The organism is Citrobacter sp. Res13-Sevr-PEB04-36, assembly GCF_015672735.1.
In the GTDB taxonomy this organism is placed as follows: Bacteria; Pseudomonadota; Gammaproteobacteria; order Enterobacterales; family Enterobacteriaceae; genus Citrobacter.
In genome coordinates, this window is sequence record NZ_JADABY010000031.1 from 150,969 (window position 1) to 169,008 (window position 18,040).

The following is an 18,040-nucleotide window of genomic DNA, read 5'->3' on the forward strand; positions in this document are numbered from 1 at the left end:
CCATGCTAACGAATATCGATGCTCTCACCGGGCAGGCATTAATGCGCCTGTGGGGTGTCCCGTCGTGGCCGGATTTCGATGCTGACTACTGGCTGTTTGATGGCTGCGGCGTGTTCGTGACTATCGACCACGGTTCGCATGTCGATCTGCATATGGCAATGAAACCCGGTGAGCGCCATCGATGCCGTGATGCTGTGGCTGATGCGCTGACGATGATTGGCGGGCGTGAGGTGCATGCGCCGATCCGCATCGAGCATAAGCAGGTGTGCAACCTGGCGAAAAAGTTTGGATTCATCGAAACGTGGCGCGGCGAGGTCGAGTATATCGACGATACCCGCGGCGTTATAATTCTAATGAAGAGGTATGCAAATGGGCGGTATCGCTAAAGGTATTGGTAACGCAGTCGGTAGCGTCGTCGGCGGTATCACCGGCGCTAATCAAGCAGCTAGCGCTCAGGTTAGCGCGGCGAAAGACTCCAATCAGATGGCCTGGAATATCTACCAGGACCAGAAGAAAACCAACCAGCCATTCCTCCAGGCTGGGTTGCAGGGGCTTAACGGGTTGCAGGGTATCGCTGGTCAGCCAATCGACCGAAACCAGATGCTGTCGCAATACTACGCCTCACCCGAATATCAGATGCAGAGCGATCAGGCGCGCTATCAGGCGCTGAATGCTGCCGAAGCAACCGGCGGCCTTGGCTCAACCGCCACCGGCAATATGCTCTCATCAATTGCTCCGCAGCTTGGGCAAAACTACCTGTCTATGATGACCGATCAACAGAACAACATGTACGGCCAGTTGCTCGGTTTGAGCAATGTCGGGCTGTCAGCAGCAGGTGCCAACAATGCGGCGGCAGGGAATTACTCAAACGCCTACGGTCAGAATATGGGGCAAATCGGCGCGGCCAATGCCGGAGCGGCGACCGCAGGCTTTAACACGCTTGCTGGCCTTGGCGCTGCCTGGGCGACAGGTGGCAAAAGCCTATATGGTAGCGGCCTAAAAGGAGGTTACTGATGGTTGATCCAATTGATTATACCGCAGGTCTGGATCGCTCCATTGCGAACGGGGCGAGACTCGGCGGCCTGATGGGTGTGGCAAACCAGCAGGAGCTGGAAAATCAGAAAGCGGCTGCGGCGAAGGAGCGGCAAGACAGTGCTTACGCTGCGCTGCAGAATGCAAAGCCGGAGGATTTACCAGCGCTTCGCAGACAATACCCTGAATTTGCGGATCTCATCCAGAAGGAGATCGGCGTGCAGGATGCTGAGCACGCTACGTTTGTTAACAAGGCGCTCAACAAAATATCTGTAGCGGCAGCAACCGGCAATCCGGCAATGATTCAAACCGCAATAGAGCAAAACAAACCAGCGCTAATGAGCTTCGGCGTTGATCCGCAGGAAGCCATTCAAATGGCCCAAAACGACCCGCAGCAATTTGGATCACTCCTTAAGGCGTCTATGTACGCGACTATGCCTTTCGAGAAGCAGGTTGATGCGCAGCAAAAGCAGCAGCAGTTAGATGAAACCGCTCGTAACAATCGGGAAAGCAATGCTGTCCAGTGGGCGAATAACAGCATCGCGCAGCAGAACGTTAACCTGCGGCGCATGGAGCTGGCTGATAAGGGATTTGACCGACAGATCGCCAGGGAAACAAATGCCATTAAGCTTGCTGACTTGCAGGATAAACGACAGCAAAACCAGCAAGAAATTACACGAGTTAGACAAGAGCGAGATAGCGCCTATGACACGCAAAGGGAAGGGTTGCAGGAAACTCTTGACCTCATTGGTGATTTAAAAACAGACAAGGATGGGCGCTACGGTGGACTTGAAGGGCAAGCAGGCATTCTTCCCCGCGTTCCAGGCACTGTAGGGGCGGCCTACAGGGATAAGGTTGAACGGCTGAACGCCATGCTTTCACTGGATAAGTCAGGCGTGTTGAAAGGTACGCTTTCAGAATCAGACATGAAATTGGTAAGAAATGCCGCAAGTGGACTTAATACCAGCATGCCTACTGATGCGTTTGATAAGCGGCTAAATGCCATTCAGCAGAAAATTGAAAATGCAGCCTCACGCATTCCGGTAACTGACTCCTACACGCAGAGGAATTACCCTGGAGCCCCACAGATAGGTACGGTGGATGGTGGGCATATTTTCCTCGGCGGCGATCCGTCTAACTCTAAAAACTGGAAGGCGCAATAATGGCTAAACCATGGGAGAAATACCAAGGAGCAACCGCTGTAGATGAAGCAGATACTGGCAGTAGCACTGAGCCATGGCTGAAGTATCAGCAAGCGCAGGCTCAGCCAGAATCTCCGCAACCACAAAGTCAGCAGGGTTCAGATAGTTTGGATAGCAGCATGATTGGCGCGCTTAAAGCCGCTGGCCGGAGTATCGGAGAAGACTTCCCCGGGGCAGCCGAACAGGCCGCAAGAGGGATTGCCAACATTCCAGCAGACTTGGCTCAGGGTGGGGTCAACATTCTTAATACTGTAGGCAAGGCGGCGGCATGGGCAAATGGAGTTTTAGGTGTAAACGATGGTGGCTTTACTCCTATACAAGATGTTTATCGCCCTATCGATCAGCCAATAGATCCATACGCCAAGATTGGTGAAGAGATTGGCAACTATTTGATACCAGGCGCTGGCCCTGTGGGTGGCGCAATGATTGGTTCGGTGGCAAACGCTGGCAATCAGCCTGGCGATTTTGCGGAAAACGCCACAAAGGAAATGGCGATAAATACCGCATTAATGGGCATCCCCTCCCTATATCGTGGTGCAAAAGCACTGATTGGAAGAGGGGCGGAAGCCGCGCCAATATCAGCTGCAACATCAGCGATAGATGAAGGCGCGGGTGCTGCGACCGCCGCTAAGGAAGCCATCCCCACGCCCGGAGTGCAGGAAACCGCCGCAAAGGTTGGCGAGGCTGCGCAATCAGGCAAGCCAAGTCGTATAGCTGACGTTGTTAACGACATTCAGCCAAAGCAGGATGTAATTGATGCCACCAAGAATCTCGGCCTTGATCCTGATGATATGCTTGAGGCATACACTTCCGGGAATGATGCTTTCAAGGCGGTTCAGATGGGGCTTGCCTCGCAAGACGAGTCGGTACTGGCTGCGGTTAAGAGGGATAGCATTAAGCGGATATCTGAGCGAGCTTCAAAAATCATTGACGATGCCGGGGCCATGCCCGATCGGCTAGCAATGGATGACAAGTTCAAAACAGGATTTGAGACCACGAGAAGGGCGTTAAAGGCAAAAGAAAAGGAGCTTTTTACACCTATTAATAACGCCATTTCTCCGCGCACACCTGTTGAGTCAGTAAATACCAAAAGCATGCTTGATGATATGGCTGATGATGTTGGCGGTTATCAATATCTTTCACCTGTTGAAAAGGAAGTGTACGAGGCAATATCCCCGACCACTGACAAGGCAGGCCCGTTAACATACCGGCGACTTAGGAACATGATGTCTATGGTTGGCGCTGAACTTGAAAAGGCGGGAACACCATTTGGCAGCACTAAAGAGAGGAACCTTAGCGCCCTTTATTCCACATTATCGAAAGACCGTGATGCCGTGGCTATTTCTCACGGGCTATCAGACCAGTTAAAGGCCGCCAATGCTGTTACCGCACAGCGAAAAATGATGGAGAAACGAGTTTACAACCTTATTGGCAAGGATTTGACGGGCGATGTGACGGTTAAAGCTAAAAGCGCACTTGATGGGCTTTATAGCGGGAATACAAAACCATTCGTTCAACTGATGCGCTCTATGCCAGACAAGGACATGCGCAGCCAACTTATAGCTACCGGAATGCGCGACATGCTGCGCAAAGGGAGCAGATCGGATCTGGCTGATAATATAAATGGATTGGTTGATTTTTATGGGGAGCTTAAAAGAAAGGGCACCATCCGCCTTCTCGAGAAGGAACTTCCAGCGCAAACGATGCGCGAACTCAATGATTTCTACAAACTGGGACGTGAAGTTAAAGCGACAAATAGATTTCACATACCCAACGGAAAATTAAATGGATTTCTAAAAAAACTAGACCAGCCTGGAGGATTTATTGATCAGCTTTCAAGGCATGGGAAAATGGCGATAATCGCCACTGCATTGGGGCATGTTCCTGTAGTTGGCCCAATCCTGAATACATCCGTTGCCGCCCATATGGGGGCGAAGGAGGCTATTAGGAAAACAGGGGCTGATGCTGCGCAGGAGTTGATGACTAGCCCGGTGTGGAAGGATATGGTTTCTGCCGCCAAACGGAGACCTAGCGCAGAGGCACAGGAAAAAATCGCCGCCCATTTTGAAAAGAGAATTGCTGCAATTCCTGCATGGAAAGAGTTTTATCGCTCACTTCCGGCAGAGCAGAAAGAGAGAATAGCCAGGGCGGGAATTATCGGCTGGCTATCAGGTGAGGCTGAGGAAGGCGGGAACTAACCATTGGCCACGGAAGGCTAACTGATGTAATCGTCGACTTCGCCAATTAGCTTTCCACACATCGGCTCTAGCTGATCTATCACAATATCTAATCCTGCGGGCGTGACCACTTTATCAAACCAGATGGATTTATCGGCAAGGTCATTAAGGTAATCCGGATCTATCAGTGAATTGATTTGCGCCTGGATCTGGATGGCATGCTCGTTCAGGTAAAAGGCCCATTGGCGGTTAAGCACAATTTCAGAAAGGATAATCAATCCTTCTTTTGTTTTGGCGGCCTCTCTGGCTGATGTGTTTTTTTCGCGAGCCAATTCAGCAAGGTCATAGAAAGCACGCTCTTCAACCTCGCCTTTCACGCTGTAGAAATGCTTTGCGTCGCTTTTTGCTTTTGTTAGCTGCTTCTGAAGAGAAGCGATTTGTTCTTTTTTTGATAGACCAAACACACCAACCTCCTTAGGTTCCATTACTGTAGCACGGGTGAAAAGCGGAAGCCTACTCAGGTAGGCTTTTTGTTTTTAGGTATCAGTTCGTATTTTTCGTTGATCATACCGAGTAGATTATCGCTGAATCTATCAAGCATTTTCTCCATCTCCTTATGTGATAACGTTACAGTTTTTTCAATGTCATCACTTTTTTTATCTAATGCACTTAGCCGTTCCCTGAACTGTTGAACGACCGGACCATCATCTGGACCAAAATCACGACAAACTCTAATCGCCAATTCTAGCAACGCAATTATTTCAGAGTTTATAGATCTACCGTCATTTTTAGCCATTTCGGCAATTACATCACGCATCCCATCAGGGAATCTTACCGTGAACTTATCTTGCATCTGGCTCGGGAATTTTTCAGACATGATTCACCTCAAATAAAAATCATTGTAGAGGCAACTTGACTTCATGCGCAATCGTGGTAAATTGACTCTAAAGGCAATTTGCCTTCATTGATGAGATGAGGAGACAGCATGGAAAAGAATGAAGTGAAGACAACTCTTCGCTATCCGTACCGCTTTAAGGAAGAAGTTAAACGTATCGCAGAGGAAGAGGGAATGTCAGAAAACTCTGTGTTGGTTCAAGGATTGGCTTGGTGGTTGAAGTACCGGGAGAAAATGCAGAATGCTCTCTAAAAATAGCGAAGCCCAGCAGTGCGCTAACACTAACCGGGCCTCTATGTCGGAAACCGTATGCAAGGAAACCAACATGAATATTGTAGCAAAATCAGATTACAACTTCCACGGAGTTAATTTGGTGCCAGTAGAAAATAAGCAAGGCGTTTGGTTCACGTCATCGGATCTTGCTTCTGCGCTGGAATACTCAAACAGTCGCGCTGTGACCATGATTTACAATAAGTACGCGGATGAATTTAGCGACGGAATGACTCAGGTACTCGAAGTGAGTACCTCAGGAAATTACCGCAAGAAGGTGCGCGTTTTCTCACTGCGCGGCGCTCACCTAATCGCGATGTTTGCCCGTACCGATGTAGCCAAAGAGTTTCGTCGCTGGGTGCTGGATATCCTGGATCGCGAGGTGCAGGACTCACCGATCGCTAAGCAGTTTTCTGATGAGGAGTTGGTGAGTCTTTGTTACTTGCAGCTCTGGATGGAAAAGAGCCAGCAGATCAGCAAGAAGCTCTATCCTGCGATGCGCGAACTGGGATCTGAACTTTCAGGCAAGCTACGCGATATCGCACATGAAACCAGGTACATGACGGACGAAACCAAAAAGTTATTACTCCGCGAAACGCAGAACCTGGATAACTCGAATTTTGTCGTAAGTCGCGCTCAGCCTGTGCTGGCAAAACTCCGCGGAGAAGAAGGATGGATTCACTGATGGGCGTATGGGATGGCGCAAAAAGAAAAACCGCCAGTTACAGCTGGCGGTCTACTGAAGTCTAACAACGCATAGGAACGTATATGACTAAGATGAATTTAGCAGTTACTGGTTCTGTTGTCACCGAGAAAACTATTGATAGCCAGTATCTGCTGGAGATGGTCAATAAGGCTCGCAAGGAGTGCGGGGAAGGGGTGGTGCGTAATAACGTATTCATTGACCGCATTAAGGATGAACTTGATGGCGAGACCTACAAAATTTTTGTAGGTCAAAAAAACGGCTCAGAAATTGAAGTCGTTGAAATGTCCATCAAGCAGGCTCTCCGCGTGGCCGCCCGCGAGTCGAAAGCTGTTCGCCGCTCATTGGTAGATAAGCTCGAAGATATGCAGGCGATCCCGGCAATGCCGAAAAGCCAGTCTGGTATCACTGAATATCGCCTAGCAAAGGCTGATCAGCTGAAAGCTCAGGCATTGGAAAAGAACATTGCCAGCGCCCGTGAGATTATGGCTATGCTGCCGCGCCTTGATCCAATGGCGCATCAGGTTCTTGCAGCATCTTTGATTAATCCACTCATCGGCTATGATGCGATTCCGCTGCCGGTATTGGAGGAGCATTACCATACCGCTGGCGAAGTGGGCGAGATGCTTGGCGTGTCTGCTCAGAAGATCGGACGCACTGCCAATGCCAATAACCTCAAGACTGAGCAGCATGGTAAGTTTTTCTTGGACAAATCGGCCCATTCCAGCAAGCAGGTTGAAGCGTTCCGCTACAATGCTGAGGGTGTGAAAGCGCTGCGCCACCTGATCCATGGTGCTGATGTAGCATAACTAATTGATATTTATCCAGAGTGCATTTTTGCACTCTGCTAAGTAAACCCGCTTAATCGCGGGTTTTTTCTTTCCTAAGAATATCAGCAGCTACTTCTTTTACCTGCTCTGAAATCAAGGAGGCCAATCGCTCAGCATCATCACGGTACCCGCGTACCGGTGACGGCCTGGCCAATGACTCTTCCATCGTTGCCACAATCTCTGCATTGATAGACCTGTTGTTCATTTTTGCACGCTGCTTAATCTTAGCGTGCAACTCGTGTGTAAGCCTCAAGTGGAACTGCGCCTCATCCTATTTGCTATACATCCTTGATGCCTCACCAGTGGGTGGAATGGCATCGTAAAACCTACTGGATAAATCAACAATCGTACTATTTCGGTATGTAACTATATCTCACCGCAGCTCGCCTGTGGGGATTACTTGCGCCTGGAGCACAGTAAATGTCAGATTATATAACCGCCAATGTCGTTGTAAGCATGCCTTCGCAGTTGTTCACTATGCCGCGCTCATTCAAAGCTGTGGCTAACGGTAAAATCTACATCGGCCAGATTGATACGGATCCGGTTAACCCTGCGAACCAGATTCAGGTATACCTTGAGAATGAAGATGGCAGCCATGTGCCTGTCGCCCAGCCGCTTATCATCAACGCCGGAGGATATCCGGTATATAACGGACAGATTGCAAAGTTTGTTACCGTGCAGGGCCATTCTATGGCTGTTTATGACGCATATGGAACTCAGCAGTTCTACTATCCGAACGTCTTGAAGTATGATCCTGATCAGTTCAGGAATCAGTTGGAAAGTGATGATGGAGCAGGCCTTATTGGAAGTGAAAGTGGTAAGAGCGTGCAGGAAGAAATAGATAATCTTCACCAAGATTCACTTAGCTCAAAGAAAAATTATACTCCATGTATTTCTTTTGTTTTTGATGATGCCAAAGAATCTCATTATTCAGTAGTAGCTCCACTGTTTGCCTCAAAGGGAAAATCATGCGGATTTGCTGTAAATACTGGAAATGTCAACTTAACTAGTGACATGAGTGGAACTGAGATAATTGAGCTTGCAGCGCAAGGATTTGAGATTATTAATCATTCATTTTCATCTGTACCATTCAGTTCATCAGTTAACGCTACATTTGTTAGAGCTGAGCTTGAGACAGCTCAATCATTTTTTAACGAAATGGGGATTAATCCAAGGATTATGCAATCTCCCAGTTCTGTTGCTGATGATTCTTTTCAACCATTAATTAGGAGTATGTTCGAGTATGCGTTTACAACGGCCCCCAATGCTACGCCAATGAAAAACATGCTTCCTACCGAATTGTATCGATATGGTCTTGAAACATCAGATGGTATTATTTCATTATCCACTGCCCAAGCGATAATTGATTCGGCAGTAGAAGCATCAGGCGTTGTGGTATTTTATGCGCATGACGTTCCTGCCGATAGTGATAAGCTTCAGCTAATATCAGATGTTATTGATTATGCCGTTGCGCATGATGTTGATGTTGTTCCACCATCCATTGCCGCTGCTTCAGCTACGGTATCTCCCTGCATCCCATCAATGATATATATTAAGGGAAGAACACTGGTTAACAATACCAGTGGCTGGACTGCTACTAACGGGTCTGTTTCAGTTTCTGCTAATGGCGATATTTATGTAACAGCCACCGCTCCTGGTTCATGCTTAGTACAGAGAAGTATACCAATGCGCATGAAAAATGGAGAAACAGTCAATTTTTCTGCGGCAGTACGAAATATGATTGGTTCCGTTACTTCTGCATCAATAGGTCTGAATGCTTTTTCTGGCTCATCAACAACTAAAACTGCTGAGTATTCCATTGTCGGTCTGGATAATCTTTACAGGCGATATAGTGCTGCTCAGCAAATTGGCAGCACCGTAGACCGAGTTCTTCAGTTTATTAGGGTAACATTTGCATCAGCTGGTGATCAGATATTGATTAGAGCTCCTACTGTTAGATATGGATTGAATGTTTCACCTGATACCAGTTGGCGAACTCTTTATGGCGTAGGGATTGTTTCCGGGCAATTGATACCAAACAATTCAGGGGCATATACGTCAATAAGCTTGACAACTGCTAGTGATAACGGGCTGTTTACCGTAGCTAACAATGCAATCAGTTTTTCAAGACCATGCACAGTTATGTTGTCTGTTTCTATGCTAGCAGTTGGTTCTGGTTTGTCAGGTAACGCCGGAGGAATTCTTCGCATTTTAGTTGGTAACACAACTATTAGCGTGGCATCATCTGGAGGAGCTAACGCTGCTGGCGCATCACATTCTTTAACTCTCGCGCTAGATGCAAGCGCAAACATAGCATTTGATATGCTTAATATTGGGTCAGTATTTAATATCAACCCTCAATCGAATATAATTATCCAAGAAATAATATAATTTTAATTTAAGCCCACTGAGTGGGCTTTTTGTTGTGTGCTGGGCATGCTTAGCAGTTCTGGGATGAAAGTCCACTGTCCAGCCTGATGGTGGCGAAGGACTAGTGAATCGCAAGGGGGAATATTCGCGATTCTGATATGTTTACCGCAGAGTCGCCTGATGGAAAGGACCACGTACTGCATAACTGGCTTTTAATATCAGATGTGAAAATAAACAAGTAGAGAAAACTTAAGTTCATGCACGGATTTAGGCTTATACATTAGACAATATTCTCATCAAGCCAATCAATCCACCACTGCATCATCTCCAGTCGCGTATCCAGATGTGTATCGTGGTTGTACACGGGAATGGTCGTACTGGTTTTGATGAGTGTCCGGTGACGTGAGACAAAAACGGGACACACAAAGCTTTGCATCGGTTTGCAAGGCTTTGTGTGCTCATGATGGGATGTGTGATGGGGCATGGATGTGGCACAAAACAGCACTCGCTCTAAGGTGAACTTAGACGACTGATGCTTTCGACTACTCTAACCATCTGTTATTTGGTGCGCTCTTGGACGATCTTTGTCATTTATGAAAAATACATGGTCATATGATGTCCATGCAGGTGTAGGTGCAACGTGCAGAAAATGTAGGCCGGATAAGCGTAGCGCCATCCGGCAAACACTTACTTCTGAATCAGATAGCGAATAGTGGGTCCATCCTGCTGAATATCCAGCACCGTATAGCCGTGATTACGCGCATCCAGCGGAATATTATTGATCGATTGCGGGCAGTCACTCACCACTTCCAGAATTTCACCTTTCTTCAACTGCGGCATCGCCTCCAGCGTGGCGACAGCCGGGTAGGGACACGGTTCACCCACCATGTCCAGACGGTAATCAGGGACGATATTTTTCATGCGGATTCCTTAGCAGGCGCTAGCCCTGCACGGCGGAAGAAACGTTTTTCCCAGCCGATGATGAGCATCAGCGCGGCAAACAACAGCAGGTAAGTTACCAGCAGGCCGCCGAGCGGACCGAATGTGTTGAGCAGGTTCACTTTATCCCAGCTGGTGGCAAGCGCCGGGGCGAAGTCATCCCAGTAGTAGGCCAGGATGGTCGAGCCGATCACGTTGCCCAGACCGACCCACCAGTAATGCACCTGACCTTCAACCGCGCGGTACATCCAGCCGGTTTCACACCCGCCCGCCAGCACGATGCCGAAGCCAAACAGCAAGCCGCCAATCACCGCGTTGGGGCCGGCCCACATGATCTTCGCCTCCACGCCCAGTTGCACGTAGCTGAAGATCCCGATGGCGCTGACCGCCATGCCGAAGATAATGGCTTTTGCCATATGGGTACGCCCGGAAATCCACAGGTCACGAAATGCCGAGGTGAAACAGATTTGCGCCCGTTCAATCAGCAGACCGAATCCCACGCCGAACAGCATGGCTAATCCGAGCTTGGGTTTATCCATGGCAGTCAACAGCGCCCAGCCGATCATGCCGATAAACACCAGCATGCCGAGGCGAAAACGCCGACGTGCCTGCTCCGGTTTTTGCGTCAGCGGCGAGGCGGCAGAGACTTTCTGCATTTTGACCGGAATACGGAACATCGGCAGCAGGGTGAAGCGTGCGCCAAACCATGAGCCAATTGCCGTCGCCAGCGCAAAGAACCACGCATGCAGGGAGAACTGTGGGATCCCGGTGAAGAACGCCGCGAGGTTACAGCCCATCGCCAGACGCGCGCCGAAGCCGGCGATCATCCCGCCGATAATGGCCTGAATAATACGCACCCGACTGCGCGGCATACGTAATTTCACGTTGTTGGCCCACAGTGCTGCCGCAAAGCAGCCGCCGAACATGCCGAGGATCATCATGCCGTCGATGCGGGTCAGCGGAGAGCCTTCGAGGTGGATCAGTTTGTAGTAACCCCACTCTTCGGCGTGAACGCCGAATAACTGCAGGACTTGACCACCCCAGCGAGTAAATTCACCGGTTACCGCCCAGAAGGTTCCCGTAATGCCGAAATAGTAAGTGGAGAGAATACCCGCCGCGATGACCGCAGGGGCAGGGGCCCAAAATTTAATTAACCAGGCCTGTTTGAAGTGTTGCCATGACATGCGTTTTGCCTCTGAACTCAGAAGGTATGTAACAAGAAGTGTGGATATTACACCGATCCATATTTTTGCCTATCAGTAATAAGAAGTAATCCCGACGGGATCAATCTTTATCCGCCGCCGCGAAAGGCTGGCGACATCAGGGGTTTAATGCCACAATCCCATTTTCTTCGCATGCAGGATGAATGATGAAAAAATTAGCAATCGTTGGTGCATTTCTGCTTCTTAGCGGATGTGCCGAAGTTGAAAATTATAACGATGTCGTGAAAACGCCAGCGCCCGCCGGTCTGGAAGGCTACTGGCAGTCAAAAGGTCCGCAGCGTGCGCTGGTGAGTCCGGAAGCCATCGCCTCTCTGGTGGTAACGAAAGAGGGCGATACGCTGGATTGCCGTCAGTGGCAGCGGGTGATTGCGTTACCGGGGAAACTGACGATGCTCTCCGGCGATCTCACTAACGTGACGGTAAAACGTGAGCTGTATGAGATTGAGCGTGAAGGCAATACGCTTGAATATGACGGGATGACGCTGCAACGGGTCGACCGGCCAACGCAGGAATGCGCCGAGGTGTTACAGAAAACGCCGCTGGCCACACCGCTGCCGTAAGCGTTTAACCCCGGTAGCTGACCGCTACCGGGGAGAATATTACAACACCTCTTCAATCACCCACACGCTGACGCTGCCGCCGTTGCAGAAAAACGTTGCTTCGCCGTTTTCATCCGTTACCACGCTTTCTTCTCGATTGCCCAGATAGTCACGCCACGTTTTATTGCCGTAGTTTGCCCCGAGCGTGATGCTTTTTTCACCGTCATCGCCGTTGGACAACACCACCACACAGCCAGGGTCGTCGTCGGTACCACTACGGCTAAAGGCGATACAGTTGGGGTGATCAAAATACAGCGTTTGCACGCCGTGGGCGAAACGCTGGCGGGCCAGAATCAGCTCATCAAGCTGCTCAATGATCGGCATGTCGATGGGATAGGTTTCGCCATCCCCGCCGGTATCCTCATAGTGCGCGCCGTACAGATCGGGGTAGAACACCGACGGCACACCGTTTTCGCGCAGCAGGATCAGCGCGTAGGCCAGCGGCTTAAACCACGGCTCGACCGGGGCCTCCAGTGCTTGTAACGGTTGAGTATCGTGATTGGCGACCAGCGTCACCGCGTGAAACGGATCGGCTTCCACCAGCGTATCAGTGAAGATTTGGCTCATGTCATAATCGCGTCCCTGACGCGATGCTTCGTGAAACTTCATTTGCAGGGGAGCGTCGAACAGCATGGTTTTTCCCTCTACCTGATCGATGTAAGTTTGCAGTTTGTCGACCTCGTGGGACCAGTATTCAGCGACGATAAACAGCGGTTTGGGGGCCACCTCCTGCACGTGTTCGATCCACTCTTTATAAAACCAGGCCGGGATGTGCTTGACGGCATCGAGGCGAAAACCGTCGCACTGGGTTTGCTCCATCACCCAGCGCGCCCAGTATTTGATCTCCTCGGTGACGGCGTGGTTACGAAAATCGATATTTTCGCCCATCAGGTAGTCAAAGTTTCCGAGCTCGTCATCGACCTGATCGTTCCAGCCTTCGCCGGTGTAATCGTTGACGATTTTGAAAATGCCGTCTTCGGTAGGATTTTCAATATGGTCGATGCCGCTGAAGCATTTGTAGTCCCAGATAAACTGTGAATATTGCCCGGCACGGGCCGGGAAGGTGTAGCGCGTCCAGGCCTCACATTCGATGATTTCGTCGTCAATCTGCGTACGATCATCCGCGTTCACGCGCTGGACGCGAATGGCTTCTTTTTCATCGGCACCCATTTTGTGGTTAACCACCACGTCCAGCAGTACCGCAATGTCGTTGTGCTTTAACGCGTCGATTGCTGCCAGTAACTGATTTTTATCGCCGTATTTGGTGGCGACGGTGCCTTTTTGGTCGAATTCGCCTAAATCAAACAGATCGTAGGAGTCATAGCCAACGGAATAGCCGCCGGACGCGCCTTTATAAGCAGGAGGCAGCCACACCATATTGATGCCGATATCGTTGAGGCCGCCTGCGCGTGCGGCCAGTTCGGGCCACAGTTGCCCGCCCTCAGGGTAATACCAGTGGAAGTACTGCAATAACGTGGGATTTTTCATCTTCCGTGCTCCAGAAGCCGTTTGGCCGACCTCTGGAGTATGGAAGATTATTCAGGCGAGACGGGAAAATTTTACGGCGTGGTGGGGGCGTCGGGTACCAGCAGCATGCCGGAAAGACGACCATAGGCATTATTCAACGTTTTCTGCTTGGTTGACTGACCGATCAGACCGCTCAGTTCATCCAGCCTCTGTTGCAGCAATGCTTTAAGTAACTGCTCGTTATCCAGCGTTTGTTTAATATAGCCAGCCACGATGTCCTGAATACTTCGCGTTATGCCTGGTGGAGTTTCGTCTTCCATGACCACTTCAATACTTTGCAGATAGCTAACTTCCTGTTCCAGTAAAAGGTCCCATTCACCGCGCTGTGCCAGTTCCAGCAGCGAATGACTGAGTAGCGCGATGCGCTGCCAACGGTTGACGAACTCCACGGCTGAGGTCATTAACGAGACTCCTGGGAAGATGCTTTGGGTGAGATCTGTTTCCAGGCATCCGCAATGTTGCTGAGCAACCCTTCGACTTCTTCAATGGCCTGACTGTCATTGCGCAAGTTAGCTTGCAGCAGGCGGCGGATCATATAGTCATACAGCGCTGACAAATTGGTGGCGATTTCACCACCATTGTCCTGATCCAGTCCCGCTTTCAGGCCATTATCGATGATATTAATGGCCTTGCTTAAGGCCTCGCCTTTGGCGACGATATCACCCTGCTGCATAAACAGGCGAGCGCGCACCAGGGCGCTGTTCGCGCCATCAAACAACATTTCGATCAGCTGATGCGGGCTGGCGCTCATTACGGCGCTTTCCACACTGACCTGTGCATAGGCTTTGGTACCGCTCGCGGTATACATGCTTACCTCGTGTTATCAGGATTTATTCATCGCTGTAAATTGTTGGCCCAGATAGGTACTGGTGTTATTCAATTTGCTCATCATGCTATCAAGCTGGGTAAACTGTGCCGTGTAGCGCGCAACCATGTCATCAATACTGGCGCTGACGGAGAGATATTGCTTGGTCAGTTTTTTCAGCGTTGAGTTAATGCTGTCCTGCGCACTGTCGATAATGCCGTCATCGGCCAGATAGCTTTTTACTTCGGCGGCAATCTTGGTGGTGATCCCGGTTTCTTTACCATCGCCTGCCAGCAGTTCACGTACTGAAGCGGTGTTTTCGTCCAGCGCTTTTTTCAGCTTGGTATCATCGATGGACATCTTGCCGGTTTTGCCATCTTGCTTGATGCCGATTTCATTCAGGGTTTTAAAGGCACCTTCGCTGCCCGAGTTAGCAAATTGCGCCCGGATACCGGTCTGGATCGTACGTACCACGCTATCGCCTACCAGTGCGCCGTTGTCTTTATCCTGACCTTCCGCGCCCTGATCAACTTCTTTATACTTGGTCAACGTATTAAAGGTGTCGATCAGTGAGTTATAAGCATCGACCCAACCTTTGATAGCTTCCGTCGCTTTTTCATTGCTTTTAGTGACAGTTACCCGCGCGTCGGTGACTTTTTTGGTCAGTTCCAGCGTCACGCCCTGTGGGGCATCAGTCACTTTGTTGCTCTGTCGCTCAATAGGAATGCCGTTCATGGTTAACTGGGCATTTTGCGCTTCAACCAGTTCACTCATTTTACCGGTGCCGGTTTTGCTGTCGTAAGCCAGCAGATCGTTAAGCTTGCTGTCGCCGTCAACAGAGATGGTCATCTTGCTGTCCATACCTTCGGCGGCGGTCAGTACCAGTTTGAACTCACCGTCTTTCACTTTCACGATACTGGCGGAGATACCGCTGTCGGTATCGTTAATCGCCTTACTGATATCTTCCAGTGAGGTTTTATCCTGTGAAAGCTTAATTTCCAGCGGCTCTTTACGGCCCGGTTGTTCAATCTTAATGGTACGTGTGGCAGAGCCGTCACCCAGTGAATCTTTGTTTGAGGCAACCGTTTTGGTACTCAACGATTGCGCCTGGGCCAGCTGCGTTACGCTGATGGTATAAATTCCCGGTGCTGCGCCTGCCTCCGTGGTCACTTTCAGATCTTCGGTACTGCTGGTCACGTTACTGCTTCTGAACAGTTCGGGTTTATTTAATGCGGTATTAGCCGTCTGAAATTTTTCCAGCGCACTCTTTAACGTACCGTAGGCCGTCAGGCGGGCGGTATTATCGGTCTGTTGCTGAGTAATAGGATTTAAACGTTTTTTCTCAGCAATAGTCAGGTTGTTTAGCAACGTGTCCAGTGGTAAGCCTGATCCTACGCCCAGTGATGAAAATGAAGGCATGCTCGATTCCTTGTGATTGCAAACATTTGTTCTATGGCTTATCGGCAATCTGCGCGCAAAGTTTAATGATTGTTTTATGAAAATAATGCGCGGAATAGTGGTGCATATAGCGGGTATTTCACGGGCTAAGAAAAAAGAGGGCAGAAACTAAAAATTTTCTAAAGTTCGAAATTAACGTGCCGATACATGGGTTACGGTCAGAAACCGTGGGCAACAGCCCAATAACATCGAGTTGTAATTGATAAGGAAAAGATCATGGCACAAGTCATCAATACAAACAGCCTGTCGCTGTTGACCCAAAACAACCTGAACAAATCTCAGTCCGCTCTGGGCTCCGCTATCGAGCGTCTGTCTTCTGGTCTGCGTATCAACAGCGCCAAAGATGATGCTGCTGGCCAGGCGATCGCTAACCGCTTCACCTCTAACATCAAAGGTCTGACTCAGGCGTCCCGTAACGCCAACGACGGTATCTCTGTTGCCCAGACCACTGAAGGCGCGCTGTCTGAAATCAACAACAACCTGCAGCGTGTTCGTGAATTGTCCGTCCAGGCCGCTAACGGTTCTAACTCTGAGTCTGACCTGACTTCTATCCAGGACGAAATCGATCAGCGCCTGGCAGAAATCAACCGTGTCTCCGAGCAGACCGACTTCAACGGTAAAAAAGTCCTGAACCAGAACGGTCAACTGACTATTCAGGTTGGTGCAAAAGATAATGAAACCATTACTATTGATTTAAAGAAAATTGACAGTACTACTTTAGGTTTAGATTCTTTGAATATTACGAACACAGGTGCAACTGTTGCTACTGGTTCTAAAGTAAATACTCAAATTGCATTAAACAAAGCAACTATGGATGATACTGGTGGCTCTGTAGGTTATACTCCCGTCACTTCGAAGTTGATTAAAACTGCTGGAGGAGATCATTATTTCTCTGGCAATGGTACTGACTATTTTAAAGCGGATATCGATGCTACAACAGGTACAGTATCATTTGACAGTACCAAGACGGTAGCCGGTATTACGATAGCTTCAGGTACTGAAGTTAATACAATTGGCAAAGAAGTCACAACTTCAAATGCTACAAGCATTACAGTTGGCCAAAGCCTGGTCTCTTATAAGGATAGCAATGGTAAACTCTCTTATGCTATTCGTACAGAAGATCAAGCAAGCGGTAAGTCTACTTATAAGAACGCAGTGATTAGTGATACTGGCGAAGTATCGGAAGGAAACAATTCAGTAGCATTAGGAACAACTGATCCACTGAAGAAAATTGACGCCGCGCTGTCTGATGTAGACAAATTCCGTAGCTCCCTGGGTGCGATTCAGAACCGTTTTGAATCTGCCGTAACCAACCTGGGTAATACCGTTAACAACCTGTCCTCTGCCCGTAGCCGTATCGAAGACTCCGACTACGCGACCGAAGTGTCTAACATGTCTCGTGCGCAGATCCTGCAGCAGGCGGGTACCTCTGTTCTGGCACAGGCTAACCAGACCACGCAAAACGTGCTCTCTTTACTGCGTTAATCCATCGATTGGGTTACTCAGTCATTAGAGACAATAAAGGCAGCGAAAGCTGCCTTTTTTCTATACTGGAGTCTGAATAATGCAAGAAATTACCGTTACTGAACCCAATTTTGTGTCTACGTTTCAGTGCACCGGCACACAATGTCGCGATCATTGCTGTAAAGGCTGGAATATACATCTGGACAAGGCAACGGTGAATAAATATCTCTCCAGCAAAGATGATTATATAAAGAAGATCGCCAAAGAGAACATTATCCTGCTTAAAAAAGAGGTTACTACCTGGGGAATGGTCAAACTTGTTGAAGATACGGGAAACTGTCCTTATCTGACCGAGGACAGCCTCTGTCAGGTACAGAAAACGCTGGGGGCCAAGGCATTAAGTACCACATGTAAAACATTCCCCCGTATTGAACGTATTTATAAAAATGATCTAAGAAAATCGCTGAGTTTGTCATGCCCCGAAGTCGCTAGTATTGTATTAACAGATCCCCATGCGATGATTTTAAATGAAAAAAGTATCGTTAA

At 49.1% G+C, this 18,040-nt stretch carries 20 protein-coding genes; 11 read left to right on the top strand and 9 right to left on the bottom strand.

Features of this window, described 5'->3' with window-relative positions:
• Window positions 1-2 precede the first annotated feature (2 nt).
• The 4 genes from IMQ48_RS09805 to IMQ48_RS09820 are packed head-to-tail and all read left to right on the top strand — an operon-like array spanning window position 3 to window position 4,432.
• The gene (locus IMQ48_RS09805) at window positions 3-386 is read left to right on the top strand and encodes a hypothetical protein (protein ID WP_196208878.1); all 384 of its coding nucleotides are present in this window, start codon (window positions 3-5) and stop codon (window positions 384-386) included.
• A complete protein-coding gene (locus IMQ48_RS09810) occupies window positions 370-1,014 on the top strand; it encodes a DNA transfer protein (RefSeq protein WP_196208879.1) in 645 nt (214 codons plus the stop codon). The genes IMQ48_RS09805 and IMQ48_RS09810 overlap by 17 nt, the downstream gene beginning before the upstream one ends.
• Window positions 1,014-2,195, top strand: a complete 1,182-nt coding sequence (locus IMQ48_RS09815) for a phage DNA ejection protein (protein ID WP_196208880.1) — start codon at window positions 1,014-1,016, stop codon at window positions 2,193-2,195. Before IMQ48_RS09810 ends, IMQ48_RS09815 begins: the two co-directional genes overlap by 1 nt.
• Entirely contained in the window at window positions 2,195-4,432 is a 2,238-nt protein-coding gene (locus IMQ48_RS09820) for a hypothetical protein (RefSeq protein ID WP_196208881.1), read from the top strand. The genes IMQ48_RS09815 and IMQ48_RS09820 overlap by 1 nt, the downstream gene beginning before the upstream one ends.
• Before the next feature lie 17 nt (window positions 4,433-4,449).
• On the opposite strand, the gene IMQ48_RS09825 is transcribed toward IMQ48_RS09820, so the two are convergent.
• Window positions 4,450-4,875, bottom strand: a complete 426-nt coding sequence (locus IMQ48_RS09825; RefSeq protein ID WP_196208882.1) for a hypothetical protein — start codon at window positions 4,873-4,875, stop codon at window positions 4,450-4,452.
• Between the two features lie 53 nt (window positions 4,876-4,928).
• A complete protein-coding gene (locus IMQ48_RS09830) occupies window positions 4,929-5,288 on the bottom strand; it encodes an Arc family DNA-binding protein (protein WP_196208883.1) in 360 nt (119 codons plus the stop codon).
• Between the two features lie 108 nt (window positions 5,289-5,396).
• Here IMQ48_RS09830 and IMQ48_RS09835 point away from each other — a divergent pair, with 108 nt between their 5' ends.
• The 3 genes from IMQ48_RS09835 to IMQ48_RS09845 all read left to right on the top strand — a co-directional run bounded on the left by IMQ48_RS09835 (window position 5,397) and on the right by IMQ48_RS09845 (window position 7,088).
• On the top strand, window positions 5,397-5,558 hold the full coding sequence (locus IMQ48_RS09835) for a hypothetical protein (protein ID WP_165362053.1): 162 nt from the start codon (window positions 5,397-5,399) through the stop codon (window positions 5,556-5,558).
• 73 nt (window positions 5,559-5,631) lie between these two features.
• Window positions 5,632-6,261: a BRO family protein gene (locus IMQ48_RS09840; protein WP_349111784.1), complete on the top strand. Its 630-nt coding sequence runs from the start codon at window positions 5,632-5,634 to the stop codon at window positions 6,259-6,261.
• An 83-nt stretch (window positions 6,262-6,344) separates the two neighbouring features.
• Window positions 6,345-7,088, top strand: coding sequence for a hypothetical protein (locus IMQ48_RS09845; protein WP_196208885.1), 744 nt, complete (start codon window positions 6,345-6,347; stop codon window positions 7,086-7,088).
• 52 nt (window positions 7,089-7,140) lie between these two features.
• On the opposite strand, the gene IMQ48_RS09850 is transcribed toward IMQ48_RS09845, so the two are convergent.
• Entirely contained in the window at window positions 7,141-7,362 is a 222-nt protein-coding gene (locus tag IMQ48_RS09850; protein WP_230326352.1) for an Arc family DNA-binding protein, read from the bottom strand.
• A 167-nt stretch (window positions 7,363-7,529) separates the two neighbouring features.
• On the opposite strand from IMQ48_RS09850, the gene IMQ48_RS09855 reads away from it, so the two are divergent.
• Window positions 7,530-9,500 (top strand): phage tailspike protein, encoded by a 1,971-nt coding sequence (locus tag IMQ48_RS09855; protein WP_196208886.1) that lies wholly within the window; start codon window positions 7,530-7,532, stop codon window positions 9,498-9,500.
• Between the two features lie 666 nt (window positions 9,501-10,166).
• Here the strand turns inward: IMQ48_RS09855 and yedF are convergent.
• Window positions 10,167-10,400: a sulfurtransferase-like selenium metabolism protein YedF gene (gene yedF, locus IMQ48_RS09860; RefSeq protein WP_000790504.1), complete on the bottom strand. Its 234-nt coding sequence runs from the start codon at window positions 10,398-10,400 to the stop codon at window positions 10,167-10,169.
• Window positions 10,397-11,623: a selenium metabolism membrane protein YedE/FdhT gene (gene yedE / locus IMQ48_RS09865; RefSeq protein WP_370551846.1), complete on the bottom strand. Its 1,227-nt coding sequence runs from the start codon at window positions 11,621-11,623 to the stop codon at window positions 10,397-10,399. The genes yedF and yedE overlap by 4 nt, the downstream gene beginning before the upstream one ends.
• Before the next feature lie 164 nt (window positions 11,624-11,787).
• Here yedE and yedD point away from each other — a divergent pair, with 164 nt between their 5' ends.
• Window positions 11,788-12,201: a lipoprotein YedD gene (gene yedD, locus IMQ48_RS09870; protein ID WP_196208888.1), complete on the top strand. Its 414-nt coding sequence runs from the start codon at window positions 11,788-11,790 to the stop codon at window positions 12,199-12,201.
• Window positions 12,202-12,240: 39 nt separating this feature from the next.
• On the opposite strand, the gene amyA is transcribed toward yedD, so the two are convergent.
• From amyA to fliD, 4 genes are all read right to left on the bottom strand, one after another.
• Entirely contained in the window at window positions 12,241-13,728 is a 1,488-nt protein-coding gene (gene amyA / locus IMQ48_RS09875; RefSeq protein WP_196208889.1) for an alpha-amylase, read from the bottom strand.
• A gap of 71 nt (window positions 13,729-13,799) precedes the next feature.
• Window positions 13,800-14,168: a flagella biosynthesis regulatory protein FliT gene (gene fliT / locus IMQ48_RS09880; RefSeq protein ID WP_137399409.1), complete on the bottom strand. Its 369-nt coding sequence runs from the start codon at window positions 14,166-14,168 to the stop codon at window positions 13,800-13,802.
• Window positions 14,168-14,575 (bottom strand): flagellar export chaperone FliS, encoded by a 408-nt coding sequence (gene fliS / locus IMQ48_RS09885; RefSeq protein WP_137399410.1) that lies wholly within the window; start codon window positions 14,573-14,575, stop codon window positions 14,168-14,170. The genes fliT and fliS overlap by 1 nt, the downstream gene beginning before the upstream one ends.
• 15 nt (window positions 14,576-14,590) lie before the next feature.
• Window positions 14,591-15,991 (bottom strand): flagellar filament capping protein FliD, encoded by a 1,401-nt coding sequence (fliD, locus tag IMQ48_RS09890; RefSeq protein WP_196208890.1) that lies wholly within the window; start codon window positions 15,989-15,991, stop codon window positions 14,591-14,593.
• Between the two features lie 255 nt (window positions 15,992-16,246).
• On the opposite strand from fliD, the gene IMQ48_RS09895 reads away from it, so the two are divergent.
• Both IMQ48_RS09895 and fliB read left to right on the top strand, forming a co-directional pair.
• A complete protein-coding gene (locus IMQ48_RS09895; RefSeq protein ID WP_196208891.1) occupies window positions 16,247-17,515 on the top strand; it encodes a FliC/FljB family flagellin in 1,269 nt (422 codons plus the stop codon).
• Window positions 17,516-17,594: 79 nt separating this feature from the next.
• The coding region (fliB, locus tag IMQ48_RS09900) for a flagellin lysine-N-methylase (protein ID WP_196208892.1) at window positions 17,595-18,040 on the top strand (446 nt) is incomplete at its 3' end.